At 31.0% G+C, this 13,217-nt stretch carries 15 protein-coding genes; 9 read left to right on the top strand and 6 right to left on the bottom strand.

What is annotated here, in order from left to right; genetic code table 11:
* Positions 1-5: 5 nt before the first annotated feature.
* Positions 6-1,580 carry a phosphoenolpyruvate carboxykinase (ATP) gene (gene pckA / locus FBF11_RS04535; RefSeq protein WP_002868118.1) on the top strand — a complete coding sequence of 525 codons (1,575 nt, stop codon included), beginning with the start codon at positions 6-8 and terminating at the stop codon, positions 1,578-1,580.
* A 9-nt stretch (positions 1,581-1,589) separates the two neighbouring features.
* On the top strand, positions 1,590-2,972 hold the full coding sequence (gene argH, locus FBF11_RS04530) for an argininosuccinate lyase (protein WP_057096906.1): 1,383 nt from the start codon (positions 1,590-1,592) through the stop codon (positions 2,970-2,972).
* Between the two features lie 21 nt (positions 2,973-2,993).
* Here argH and ychF read toward each other — a convergent pair whose 3' ends face one another.
* Genes ychF through rpiB form a run of 6 tightly spaced genes read right to left on the bottom strand, consistent with a single transcriptional unit; the run spans position 2,994 to position 7,471 of the window.
* The gene (gene ychF / locus FBF11_RS04525) at positions 2,994-4,097 is read right to left on the bottom strand and encodes a redox-regulated ATPase YchF (protein WP_002853275.1); all 1,104 of its coding nucleotides are present in this window, start codon (positions 4,095-4,097) and stop codon (positions 2,994-2,996) included.
* Complete coding sequence (locus FBF11_RS04520; protein WP_002873205.1) at positions 4,094-5,545, bottom strand: leucyl aminopeptidase; 1,452 nt, start codon at positions 5,543-5,545, stop codon at positions 4,094-4,096. Before FBF11_RS04520 ends, ychF begins: the two co-directional genes overlap by 4 nt.
* On the bottom strand, positions 5,542-6,138 hold the full coding sequence (locus FBF11_RS04515) for a DedA family protein (protein WP_002854047.1): 597 nt from the start codon (positions 6,136-6,138) through the stop codon (positions 5,542-5,544). Before FBF11_RS04515 ends, FBF11_RS04520 begins: the two co-directional genes overlap by 4 nt.
* Before the next feature lie 18 nt (positions 6,139-6,156).
* Positions 6,157-6,705, bottom strand: coding sequence for an adenine phosphoribosyltransferase (apt, locus tag FBF11_RS04510; RefSeq protein WP_052846097.1), 549 nt, complete (start codon positions 6,703-6,705; stop codon positions 6,157-6,159).
* Positions 6,702-7,034 carry a membrane protein gene (locus FBF11_RS04505; protein WP_002853247.1) on the bottom strand — a complete coding sequence of 111 codons (333 nt, stop codon included), beginning with the start codon at positions 7,032-7,034 and terminating at the stop codon, positions 6,702-6,704. The genes apt and FBF11_RS04505 overlap by 4 nt, the downstream gene beginning before the upstream one ends.
* The gene (gene rpiB, locus FBF11_RS04500; RefSeq protein ID WP_002853308.1) at positions 7,034-7,471 is read right to left on the bottom strand and encodes a ribose 5-phosphate isomerase B; all 438 of its coding nucleotides are present in this window, start codon (positions 7,469-7,471) and stop codon (positions 7,034-7,036) included. The genes FBF11_RS04505 and rpiB overlap by 1 nt, the downstream gene beginning before the upstream one ends.
* Positions 7,472-7,638: 167 nt before the next feature.
* On the opposite strand from rpiB, the gene FBF11_RS04495 reads away from it, so the two are divergent.
* From FBF11_RS04495 to FBF11_RS04465, 7 genes are all read left to right on the top strand, one after another.
* Entirely contained in the window at positions 7,639-8,193 is a 555-nt protein-coding gene (locus tag FBF11_RS04495) for a chemotaxis protein CheB (RefSeq protein WP_002853263.1), read from the top strand.
* 15 nt (positions 8,194-8,208) lie between these two features.
* Positions 8,209-8,997 (top strand): CheR family methyltransferase, encoded by a 789-nt coding sequence (locus FBF11_RS04490; protein WP_057096907.1) that lies wholly within the window; start codon positions 8,209-8,211, stop codon positions 8,995-8,997.
* A gap of 135 nt (positions 8,998-9,132) precedes the next feature.
* Entirely contained in the window at positions 9,133-9,861 is a 729-nt protein-coding gene (locus tag FBF11_RS04485; RefSeq protein ID WP_002853259.1) for an amino acid ABC transporter ATP-binding protein, read from the top strand.
* Positions 9,862-9,882: 21 nt separating this feature from the next.
* Positions 9,883-10,662 carry a bifunctional adhesin/ABC transporter aspartate/glutamate-binding protein PEB1a gene (gene peb1A, locus FBF11_RS04480; RefSeq protein ID WP_168977461.1) on the top strand — a complete coding sequence of 260 codons (780 nt, stop codon included), beginning with the start codon at positions 9,883-9,885 and terminating at the stop codon, positions 10,660-10,662.
* 1 nt (position 10,663) lies between these two features.
* On the top strand, positions 10,664-11,416 hold the full coding sequence (locus tag FBF11_RS04475; protein ID WP_002853332.1) for an amino acid ABC transporter permease: 753 nt from the start codon (positions 10,664-10,666) through the stop codon (positions 11,414-11,416).
* A 10-nt stretch (positions 11,417-11,426) separates the two neighbouring features.
* Complete coding sequence (locus tag FBF11_RS04470; RefSeq protein WP_002853290.1) at positions 11,427-12,086, top strand: amino acid ABC transporter permease; 660 nt, start codon at positions 11,427-11,429, stop codon at positions 12,084-12,086.
* Between the two features lie 107 nt (positions 12,087-12,193).
* Complete coding sequence (locus FBF11_RS04465) at positions 12,194-13,123, top strand: ribose-phosphate pyrophosphokinase (RefSeq protein ID WP_002853293.1); 930 nt, start codon at positions 12,194-12,196, stop codon at positions 13,121-13,123.
* Positions 13,124-13,217: the final 94 nt, after the last annotated feature.

Here is a 13,217-nt window from a genome sequence, read left to right as displayed (position 1 = left end):
GAAAAATGAAAAAATTTGATAAGTTAGGTTTGGATAATATAAAGGAAATTTTTCATAATTTAAGTTATGATGAATTAAATGCTCATGAAAAAGCAAATAATGAAGGTTTAAGCACGGATAATGATACTTTTTGTGTAGATACAGGGATTTTTACAGGTAGAAGTCCTAAAGATAAATATTTTGTAAAACAAGATCCATCTAGTAAATATATAGCTTGGGGAAAGGTAAATCAGCCTATTACAAAAGAATTATTTGATAAACTTTTAACTAAAGCAAAGCAAGAATTAAGCGGAAAGAAAATTTATGTTCAAGATGTTTTTTGCGGTGCTTCTTTGCAAAGTCGCAAAGCAGTAAGATTTGTTACTGAAATTGCATGGCAAGCGCATTTTGTTAAAAATATGTTTATTCGCCCAAGTCAAGAGGAACTTGAGAATTTTAAAGCAGATTTTATTGTTTATAATGCTTGCAAATGCATCAATGAAGATTACAAACAAGATGGTTTAAATTCAGAGGTTTTTGTGATCTTTAATGTTGAAGAAAATATAGCGGTTATTGGTGGAACTTGGTATGGTGGAGAAATGAAAAAAGGTATTTTTTCTATGATGAATTATTGGTTGCCACTAGAAAATAAACTTTCTATGCATTGTAGTGCAAATGTCGGAGAAAAAGACGATGTGGCACTTTTCTTTGGACTTAGCGGTACAGGAAAAACTACGCTTTCAACCGATCCAAAAAGAAGACTCATAGGTGATGATGAGCATGGCTGGGATGATGAAGGTGTGTTTAATTTTGAGGGCGGTTGCTATGCAAAAACAATCAATCTTGATCCTGAATATGAGCCTGAAATTTATGGAGCCATTAAAAGAAATGCACTTTTAGAAAATGTAGTTTTAAGAGCTGATAAGAGTGTTGATTATGCTGATGCCTCAAAAACAGAAAACACGAGAGTTTCTTATCCTATAGAGCATATTAAAAATCATGAGCCTAGTCTAAAAGCAGGGCATCCAAAAAATATTATATTTTTAAGTGCAGATGCTTTTGGAATTTTACCCCCGGTGAGCAAACTAAGCAAAGAGCAGGCTATGTATTATTTTTTAAGTGGCTATACAGCAAAAGTAGCTGGAACTGAGCGCGGTATAACAGAGCCTCAAGCAACTTTTTCAGCTTGTTTTGGAGAACCTTTTATGCCTTTACATCCAACGGTTTATGCGAGATTGCTTGGTGAAAAGATTGAAAAACATGAAGTTAATGTTTATCTTGTTAATACGGGTTGGAGTGGCGGAAGCTACGGTGTGGGTAAAAGAATGAGCATTAAGGCTACTAGGGCTTGCATTAATGCTATTCTAGATGGAAGTATTACAAAATGCGAATTTGAAAATTTTGAAGTGTTTGATTTAGCTATTCCAAAAGCTTTAGAAGGTGTAGAAAGTGTACTTTTAAATCCTATAAATACTTGGTTAGATAAAAATGCTTATATTGCAACAAGAGATAAATTAGCACATATGTTTATACAAAATTTTAAACGTTATGAAGATGTCAAAGAAGGCATTGAATTTAGCAAATTTGGACCAAAAATTTAAGGCATTTAAATGAAAAATGAAATGTGGTCAGGACGTTTTAGTGATGCAAGTGATGAGCTTTTAAAAGAATTTAATGCAAGTTTAAATGTAGATAAAACTTTGTTCAATGAAGATATACAAGGTTCTATAGCACACGCTACAATGCTTGAAAGTTGTGGTATTTTAAAAAAAGAAGAATTAGATGCTATTATAAAAGGTTTAGAGCAGGTTAGAAGTGAAATAGAGCAAGGTAAATTTATTTTTGATATTAAAGATGAAGATATTCATATGGCCGTAGAAAAGCGTTTAAGCGAGATTATAGGTAGTGAAATTGGTGGAAGACTTCATACTGCAAGAAGTAGAAATGATCAAGTGGCTACTGATTTTAAACTTTTTGTCAAAAAATCTCATATTGAACTTATAAAGCTTTTAAAAGAATTGATTCAAACCATGCTCGAATATGCTAAAGTGCATAAAAAAACTATTATGCCAAGTTTTACACATTTACAGCACGCTCAGCCTGTGAGTTTTTCTTTTTATATTTTAGCTTATGCTTTTATGTTAATGCGAGATATTAAGCGTTTGCAAAATAGCCTAGAACTCGCAGACTTTTCGCCACTTGGATCTTGTGCATGTGCAGGAACAAGCTATAGAACCAATCGTGAGTTGAGTGCTGAAATTTTAGGATTTAAAGATATTATGCTAAATGCTATGGATGGAGTGAGTGATAGGGATTTTGCTCTTGATTTGCTTTATGATATAGCAGTTATTTTTACGCACACATCAAGACTTTGCGAAGAAATGATCTTATTTTCAAGTTCGGAGTTTTCTTTTATAACTATAAGTGATAGCTTTTCAACAGGAAGTTCTATTATGCCTCAGAAAAAAAATCCTGATGTTTGTGAGCTTATACGTGGAAAAACAGGGCGTGTTTATGGAAATTTGATTTCTCTTTTAACTATAATGAAAGCTTTACCTTTAGCCTATAATAAAGATATGCAAGAAGATAAAGAAGGGATTTTTGATAGTGTAAAAACCGCTAAAGATAGCTTAATCATCTTAAATGCAATGCTAAAAGAAATACAAATTAATAAAGAAAATATGCTTAATGCTTGTAAAAAAGGTCATTTATTGGCTACCGATTTGGCAGATTATTTGGTGCGTGAAAAAAATATTCCTTTTAGAAAAGCACATTTTATAGTGGGAAATGTTGTTGCACAAGCTGAAGCACAAGGTATTGATATAAGTGAAATTAAAGATCTTTCAAAAATAGATCCTGTATTTGATGAAAAAGCTATGGAACTTTTAAATTTTGAATTTTCTTTAAATTCTAAGCAAAGTGAAGGCTCAAGTTCTATTGCAAGCGTAGAAAAGCAAATTCAAATTTTGGAAGGTTTTATTCAAAATTTATAAATATTGTTTAGGCTATTTTGCCTAAACATTGAATCTAAAGTGCATTACATCGCCGTCTAAAACGATATAGTCTTTTCCTTCAAGGCGTAGCTTTCCTGCTTCTTTGGCGCCATTTTCGCCTTTGTATTGGATATAGTCTTCATAGGAAATAACTTCAGCTTTTATAAAGCCTTTTTCAAAGTCATTATGAATCACGCTTGCTGCTTTTGGTGCTTTCCAGCCTTTTTTGATTGTCCAAGAACGCACTTCAACTACACCAGCGGTAAAATAACTGATCAGTCCAAGCTTAGCAAAAGCAGTGCGTATGATTTGATCAAGACCGCTTTCGTTAACTCCTAGAGAGCTTAAAAATTCATGACTTTCTTCATCGCTTAATCCTACTAATTCTTCTTCGATTTTTGCACAAAGCTTGATAACTTCATGATCATTTTTTTTAGCATATTCTTTTAAAGCTTTTACATAATCATTATCTTCACTAATACCATTTTCATCAACATTTGCACCATAAATCACCTCTTTAGCAGAAAGCAGTCTTAATTCCTTGATTAGGGCTTGATAAATTTCACTTTCCTTTTCAGGATAAGAACTTGCAGCTAAGCCTTTGTTTAAATGATCAAGTAAGGAATTTGCAAGTTCGAGACTTTCTTTGGCACCCTTTTGATTGGCTTTGGCTTCTTTGGTGAGTTTTTCTATTTTTTTACTCAGTTGCTCAATATCTGCTAAAATAAGCTCTGTATTGATAATTTCTACATCACGTAAAGGATCAACTCCACCTTCAACATGGGTAATATTTTCTTCATCAAAACAACGTACTATATGCAAAATAACCTCAGTTTCACGTATATTTGAAAGAAATTTATTTCCCAAGCCTTCGCCTTTACTTGCGCCTTTAACAAGTCCAGCGATATCTACAAATTCTATTAAAGAATGCATAATTCTTTCAGGTTTTACTATTTTAGCAAGTTCATTAAGTCTTAAATCAGGAACTTCAACCATGGCTTTATTAGGCTCTATGGTGCAGAAAGGATAGTTTGCACTTTGGGCATTTTGTGCTTTAGTTAAAGCATTAAAAGTTGTTGATTTGCCAACATTTGGAAGTCCTACTATACCTACGCTTAAACTCATTTAGCTTTCCTTAAAATTTGAATTAAATAATTAACACACATTCTAACTCCAGCTCCACCTGCGCCAAAACTAGAATATCCCCAAGATTTTTCTGTATAAGCAGGTCCTGCTATGTCAAGATGTAGCCATTTATCTTTATATTCTTTACGAATAAATTTATCTAAAAATAACCCTGCGGTAATTGCACCTCCGTAGCGACTAGAGGCAGTATTACTAACATCGGCAATATTTGATTTTATAAGTTCTCTTAAGTGAGGGTTGAAATGTAAGATTGTGGTATATTCTCCGCTTTTTTTAGAGCTTAGATAAAAATCATTTTGCAATTCCTCATTATTTCCCATAATAGCACTTGTAAATTCTCCAAGTCCTACAACACAAGCTCCAGTAAGAGTTGCCATATCGATAAGTAAATCAGGTTTTAAATCCTGTGCAAAAGAAAGACAATCAGCTAAAACCAAGCGTCCTTCTGCATCTGTATTTCTTACCTCTATGCTTACACCTTCACGACTGATTAACACATCATCAGGCTTATAAGCATTGCCGCCTATCATATTTTCAGTTGCGCCCAAAATGCAATGCACTTCTAAATCTAAAGCAAGTTCAGCTACGGCTTTTATGATTCCCATTACTGCTGCTGCACCGCTTTTATCAGCTTTCATTGTAAGCATAAAATCAGCTGGTTTTAAGCTTAATCCACCGCTATCGTAAGTTAAGCCTTTTCCAACAAATACAACACGTTTTTTTGCATTTTTGGCTTTATAGCTTAGATGAATGAGGCGTGGTGGGTGTATCGAGGCGCGATTTACCGCTAAAAAGGCATTCATTTTTTCTTTGGCTAAGAATTTTTCATCATAAATTTTACAAATAATGTTTTTATTTTCTTTAGCTAAATTTTGCGCATCTTCTGCCATTTTTAAAGGGGTGTAAATTTCAGGAATTTCATTGACTATATTTTTAGTAAAATTTGTAGCATTAGCTAAAATTTCTCCACGCTCTAAACCTATCTTAGCTTCATCTTTATTAAATTTCTTACCATTTAATTCTTCGCTTGAAATAATAAATTTTTCCAAAGTACTTGTTTTTTTCTCGCTTTTATATTTGTCAAATTTATAAGCTCCAAAAAGTACGCCTTCAACTAAAGATGCAAAACTTCTAACTACACAATCTCCTATTATGCTAGGAAGTTTTACGCTTTTAATATTAAGTTTCTCAAGAGTTTTATATGCTGTGCAAAGACTTAATCTTATATCCTCATAAGCAAGACTTTTAAGCTCTAAATAAAGCTTTTTATTGTTTAAGTCTAATAATGCACCTTCGCCTTTGTAATTATTAAGTTTAAAAAAATCTTTTTCTTTGTTAAAAATTTTTAAATTTTTATCCTGTATAAAAACAAGTTCAAAGTCTGCTTTTATAGCATCTAGTTTTTTATCGTTTAATTCAAATTTCATGATTTTTTCCTTTTATCTTTAAGTATAGCTTTTTCCATTTGTTTAAAACCAAATAATAAAAGGGATAAAAAAGCTATAATAATAATGGCTGCATAATACCAATGTTCTTCAGCCCAAGTCACCATCTTCCAAATTTGTTCTCCAAAATACCAAGCTAAAAGTATAGTGATTGATGCCCAAACCCAAGCACTAAAAAGATTGATAATAGCAAATTTTTTTGCACTATAACGTGTGATTCCTATACTCATAGGTATAATGGTTCTAAAACCATACATATAGCGTTGTATAAAAATAATAGGCCAACCAAAACGTTGTAAAAGTAGGTGTGCTACTGCAAATTTACGCCTTTGAGTTTTTAATTTTTTTTGTATGTAGCGTTTATTATATCTTCCTATATAGAAATAAATTTGATCACCTACAAAACCACCAAGTCCTGCTATAAATATAACAAAACCTAAATTTACATGTCCTTGATGAGCAAAAATACCTGCTAAAATTAAAGCTAACTCTCCTTCTAAAATGCACCATAAAAAAATAATAATATAAGCTAGATCTTTGTATTGGTAAAGTAAATTTTTTAAAAATTCTTCCATTTGTACCTTTCTATAGTTTTAAATTTCTAAAATACTATAAACTGAAGTAAGTTTTTCAAGTTTATTTGCTCCATTTAAATCTTTAAGATTCATTAAAAAACAAGCTTCAACACATTTAGCTCCAGCTTTTTGAATGAGTTCATATGAAGCTATAGCTGTTCCGCCAGTTGCTATTAAATCATCTACAAGTAAAACTCTTGCATTTTGAATATTTTTAAATGCATCTTTATGAAGTTCTACTTTATCGCTGCCATATTCAAGATCGTATTCGCAGCTAAAGGTTTCAAAAGGGAGTTTTCCAGGTTTTCTAATAGGCACAAAAGGAAGATTAAGTTTTGCACAAATCATAGATGCAAAGATAAATCCTCTGCTTTCTGTTCCTGCTATGAAGTCTAGATTGTAATCTTTGTAGCGTTCTTTTAAATGTCTAAGTAGAAAATTTAAAGCTTCTTTGTTATTTAGTAGAGTGGTGATATCTCTAAAAATAATTCCTTTTTTTGGAAAATCAGGAATAATCCTAATGCTATCAAGCAGATATTTTTTTTCTTCTTGTGTTAGTTTTATCATAATAATGCCTCGATTTTTGCTTCTAATTCTTTAATTCTTTGTCTTAGTTTGTCATTTTCCAAGCGATATTGAGAATTTCTGGTTCTTAAAGATGTAAGGTCTGCTTTGATTTTATTAAGCTCTTCTGTGAGTATATCTATATTTCCAAGGCTTCTTTGAAGTTGAATTTGTAGTTTTCTAATGACAATCTCAGTATCATCAAGATTGTTTTTGATAAAATCTTTTGATGTTTTTTCTTTATTAAGTAGAGTTTTATAGTAAAACAACATTACAATAAGATAGATAGTTGCACAAATCAATATAGTTAAAACAAGCCAGTTTGTAAACATTATATTTTTACCTCAATTTTTTGAATTCTTTGCATATGTCTCCCTTCTTCAAAAGGAGTTTGAATGAATTTTTCTATAATATCTATAGCTAATTCAACCCCAATTAATCTTCCGCCTAATGCCAAAACATTGGCATCATTATGCCTTCTTGCAAGTTCTGCACTTAAGCTTTCGTGGCATAATGCACAACGAATGTTTTTATGACGATTTGCTGCAATAGAAATTCCAATTCCACTTCCACAAATAAGAATGCCAAAGCTCCGTTTGTTTATTTTTTCGGCAAGTAAATGCGCATAATCAGGATAATCGCAGCTTGCGCAAGTGTTTGTTCCTAAATCGTTAAAAATTATATTTTTTTCTTTTAAAAATACGCAAATTTTTTCTTTTAATTCAAAACCAGCATGATCACTAGCAATATAAATTTTTTCCCTAAGCATTGGTTTCCTAAATTACTATATAAAATTAAGATAAAAACCTAATCTTATCATATTAAATCATAAAAACAGCTTTTCTTTGTTTTAAAAATAAGCTTTATTTTTCTTTATATATGTTAGAATCATGTGACAAGAAAAATAAAATTTCAATAAATTAAGAGGAGAAGAAAGTGAAGCTCATACTCATAGGATCTTCAACAGGTGGTCCTAATCAGCTTAAATTTCTTTTAAAGGATATTGATGTAAAAAATACTTGTGTAGTTATAGCTCAGCACATGAGTGCCAGTTTTATTCCATCTTTTGTGGGGCAATTTAATAAAGAAGCTTTTAGTGAAGTGTGCTTATTGAACGATAAAGAGATATTAAGCAATAAAATTTATATTTGCCCTAAAAATACTATTTTATCTGGAAATTTAAATATTGTAGCCGCTTGGCAAGATGTGGCTTCAAGCTTTAAACCGAGTGTGGATTTACTTTTTCATTCCGCTGTTTCTTTGGCAAAAACAAATAAAATACTTGCTATTATTTTAACGGGCATGGGAGATGATGGCGCAAAAGGTTTATTTGAGCTTTATAAAACAGGAGTTAGATGTTTATGTGAGAATGAAGCAGATAGCGTCGTTTATGGTATGCCAAAAAGAGCAAAAGATATGAATCCGCATTTAAAACCTATGAGCTTAAAAGAAATTAAAAAAGAAATTGTAAATTTTATTGATCAGGATTAATAAAAGGAAAATTGCATGGAAAAAAAAATAACTCCTAGCGAATTGGAACTTAATGAATTTATAAAAATTATCAACGAAATAAGTGGTATTGATTTAACCGATAAAAAAAATATACTAGCTTTAAAGTTGAATAAATTTCTTGAAGGAACTAATACTAAAAATTTTTCCGAATTTTTGGGAAAATTAAAAAGCAATAGACAACTTAAACAAGAAACTTTAGATTTTGTAACCATAGGTGAAACTTATTTTTTAAGAGAATTGGCTCAATTGAAAGAAATAATTTATTATACCAAAAGCTTAGAAAAGAGAGTAAATATCCTAAGCGCCCCTTGTTCAAGTGGAGAAGAAGTATATTCTTTGGCATTATTGGCTGCACAGAATTTTATTAAAGATATGTATATTTTAGGCGTTGATATTAATTCAAGTGTGATTGAAAAAGCAAAACTTGGAAAATATCAAGGAAGAACTTTACAGCGATTGAGCGAGAGTGAAAAAAGAAGGTTTTTTTTAGAAAGCGAAGATAAATTTTATACTATTAATAAAAATGAGCTTTGTACTTGTAAATTTGAACTTTGCAATGTTTTTGAAGAAAAATTTTCAAGATTGGGGAAATTTGATATTATAGCTTCTAGAAATATGATTATTTATTTTGATCATGAATCAAAACTAAAACTTATGGAGAGATTTCATAGAATTTTAAATGATAAAGGAAGGCTTTATGTTGGCAATGCTGATTTAATTCCAGAGACTATTTATTTTAAAAAGATTTTCTCTCCAAGAGGTGTTTACTATGAAAAAGTATAAATTCTAAAAATTACTAAAAGTTACACTTTGGAAATTTATTAGTAAAAATAAGTTACATTTTGAAGTAGTTTTCTTTATTTAATGATAAAATAATTTCAATTAATTTTATATTTAGCTAAAAATAAAGGAAAAAACTTGATTGAATTAAAAAATGTAAACAAATACTACGGAACTCATCATGTTCTAAAGAATATTAATCTTTCTGTTAAAGAAGGTGAGAAGCTTGTTATTATAGGTCCAAGTGGAAGTGGAAAAAGTACAACTATCCGTTGCATGAATGGGCTTGAAGAAGTTAGTTCAGGAGAGGTCGTAGTTAACAATCTTGTTTTAAATCATAAAAATAAAATTGAAATTTGCCGAAAATATTGTGCAATGGTTTTTCAGCATTTTAATTTATATCCACATATGACGGTTTTGCAAAATTTGACCTTAGCTCCAATGAAACTTCAAAAAAAATCTAAAAAAGAAGCTGAAGAAACAGCTTTTAAGTATTTAAAAGTTGTAGGGTTGCTGGATAAAGCAAATGTTTATCCAGCAACCCTTTCAGGTGGACAACAACAACGCGTTGCTATAGCAAGATCACTTTGTACTAAAAAACCCTATATTTTATTTGATGAACCTACTTCAGCCCTTGATCCAGAAACCATACAAGAGGTTTTAGATGTAATGAAAGAAATTTCACATCAAAGCAATACTACCATGGTGGTTGTTACACACGAAATGGGTTTTGCAAAAGAAGTAGCAGATAGGATTATTTTTATGGAAGATGGTGCTATTGTGGAAGAAAATATTCCTAGCGAATTTTTCTCAAATCCAAAAACTGAAAGAGCGCGACTCTTTTTAGGGAAAATTCTTAAAAATTAACCAAAATTGAAAGGAGAAAAAATGGTTTTTAGAAAATCTTTGTTAAGGTTGGCAGTTTTTGCTCTAGGTGCTTGTGTTGCATTTAGTAATGCTAATGCAGCAGAAGGTAAACTTGAGTCTATTAAATCTAAAGGACAATTAATAGTTGGTGTTAAAAATGATGTTCCACATTGTGCTTTACTTGATCAAGCAACAGGTGAAATTAAAGGTTTCGAAGTAGATGTTGCCAAATTGCTAGCTAAAAGTATATTAGGTGATGATAAAAAAATAAAACTAGTTGCAGTTAATGCTAAAACAAGAGGCCCTTTGCTTGATAATGGTAGTGTAGATGCAGTGATAGCAACTTTTACTATTACTCCAGAGAGAAAAAGAATTTATAATTTCTCAGAGCCTTATTATCAAGATGCTATAGGGCTTTTGGTTTTAAAAGAAAAAAATTATAAATCTCTAGCTGATATGAAAGGTGCAAATATTGGAGTGGCTCAAGCTGCAACTACAAAAAAAGCTATAGGTAAAGCTGCTAAAAAAATTGGCATTGATGTTAAATTTAGTGAATTTCCTGATTATCCAAGTATAAAAGCTGCTTTAGATGCTAAAAGAGTTGATGCGTTTTCTGTAGACAAATCAATATTGTTAGGTTATGTGGATGATAAAAGTGAAATTTTGCCAGATAGTTTTGAACCACAAAGTTATGGTATTGTAACCAAAAAAGATGATCCAGCTTTTGCAAAATATGTTGATGATTTTGTAAAAGAACATAAAAATGAAATTGATGCTTTAGCGAAAAAATGGGGTTTATAATATGAATGAAAGTGTAGGTTTTGTTGAACATTTAAGACAAATTCTTACTTCTTGGGGTTTATATGATGAAAATAGTATAAGCCCTTTTGCGGTATGGAAATTTTTAGATGCTTTGGATAATAAAGATGCTTTTATTAATGGTTTTATTTATACTTTAGAAGTAAGCATTCTTGCTTTGCTTATAGCTACAATTTTTGGAACTATAGGCGGAGTTATGGCTACAAGTAGATTTAAAATTATCAGAGCCTACACTAGAATTTACGTAGAGCTTTTTCAAAATGTTCCTTTGGTAATACAAATTTTCTTTTTGTTTTATGCCTTGCCTGTTTTAGGTATAAGGCTTGATATATTTACTATTGGTGTATTGGGTGTTGGGGCGTATCACGGAGCTTATGTAAGCGAGGTGGTTAGAAGTGGAATTTTGGCTGTGCCAAGAGGTCAGTTTGAAGCTTCTGCGTCTCAAGGGTTTACTTATATTCAACAAATGCGTTATATTATAGTACCTCAAACCATTAGAATTATTTTACCACCGATGACAAATCAAATGGTAAATTTAATTAAAAATACCTCTGTATTGCTTATTGTAGGTGGAGCTGAGTTAATGCATTCTGCTGATAGTTATGCAGCTGATTATGGAAATTATGCGCCAGCTTATATATTTGCAGCGGTTTTATATTTTATAATTTGCTATCCTTTGGCTTATTTTGCAAAAGCTTATGAAAATAAATTAAAAAAAGCACATTTAACGAGATAAAGGGTTGTTAATGGAAAATGTTTTTAATGCGCAAAATATTGAATTTTTAATGCAAGGTTTATTTCTGACATTAAAAATAGCCTTGGCAACTTGTATTATTTCGATTGTTTTTGGAACTTTTTTAGCTATAACTAAAAATTATGGGGATAGATTAAGTAAATTTTTAGCAGCTTGCTATATAGATATTTTTAGAAATACTCCTTTATTATTATGGATGCTTGCAGCTTGTTTTGTTCTACCTGTATTTTTTGGACAATTTCCTCAAGCTTTTTGGGGTACTATAGGATTTTCACTTTATACGAGTTCGGTTATGGCTGAAATTATTAGAGGTGGATTAAATTCTATACCAAAAGGTCAGTTTGAAGCAGCTTATTCTCAAGGTTTTGGTAAATTTTTTACTCTTTTTTATATTATTTTACCACAAACTTTTAGAAAAATAATACCTGCTTTATTATCTCAAATTGTAACCACTGTAAAGGATACAGCTTATTTAGCGGGTTTAGGTATAGCTGAACTTACTTATAATTCAAAAACTATATTGGCAAAACTAACAAGTTTTGAAGAAATTTTAGCGATGATAGGTGTTGTTGCGGGAATTTATTTTATAATATGTTTTTCACTTTCTATGTTGGTAAGATATTATGCCAAAAAGACAGCTTACATTTCTTAAAAAAGCTTATATTTTTATATAAGCTTTTTAAATTTACAGCAGTTTTTAACATTTTTTTTATTAAAATCTTTTGTATTAATTCATAATTTTATTGATTAAGGTTTTTTATGCGAGGTTATAAAATTTTTTCAGGCTCAGCTAATGTCGAATTTGCAAGACAAGTTTCTAAATATCTCTCCCTGCCTTTAAGTGATGCTGGAGTAAAGCGGTTTAGTGATGGAGAGATTAGCGTTCAAATTGATGAGAGTGTACGCGGAAAGGATGTTTTTATTATTCAAAGTACTTGCGCTCCTACAAACGATAATTTAATGGAACTTTTAATTCTTACAGATGCTTTGCGTCGCTCAAGTGCAAATTCAATTACGGCTATTATCCCATATTTTGGCTATGCGAGACAAGATAGAAAAGCAAATCCTAGAGTGCCAATTACTGCTAAACTTGTGGCTAATTTGATTCAAGCAGCTGGGATTGATCGCGTAGCTACGATAGATTTGCATGCAGGACAAATTCAGGGTTTTTTTGATATTCCAGTAGATAATCTTTATGGAAGTATAGTTTTTAATGATTACATTAAAGCCAAACATTTTAAAAATGCTATTATAGGAAGTCCAGATATAGGGGGTGTTGCAAGAGCTAGGAGTGTTGCAAAGCATTTAGGACTTGATATAGTTATAGTTGATAAGCGTCGTGAAAAAGCCAATGAAAGTGAAGTAATGAATATTATTGGAGATGTAAAAGATAAAGAAGTTATCTTAGTGGATGATATTATTGATACTGCTGGCACTATAGTTAAAGCCGCGGAAGCTTTAAAAGAAAAAGGTGCAAAATCTGTTATGGCTTGCTGTACTCATGCAGTTTTAAGTGGAAAAGCCTATGAGAGAATAGCAAGCGGAGTTTTAGATGAGCTTGTGGTAACAGATACTATACCTTTAAAAGAGCAATTACCAAATATTAAAGTATTAAGCGTTACACCTGTTTTTGCTGAAGTAATACGTCGTGTTTATCATAACGAAAGTGTAAATTCTCTCTTTATTTAGATTAAAAAAGCTTAAAGATTATTTTTAAGCTTTTCATTTTTATGCTACTTAAAGAAACAAAAAACATATATTTTTTTAAAAATGTGAAAAAACT

Origin of the sequence: Campylobacter sp. CFSAN093224 (assembly GCF_012897395.1) — a bacterium.
Taxonomy (GTDB): domain Bacteria; phylum Campylobacterota; class Campylobacteria; order Campylobacterales; family Campylobacteraceae; genus Campylobacter_D; species Campylobacter_D jejuni.
Note: the sequence above shows the minus strand (reverse complement) of the source record. Positions and strands in the feature narration are given on the sequence as shown.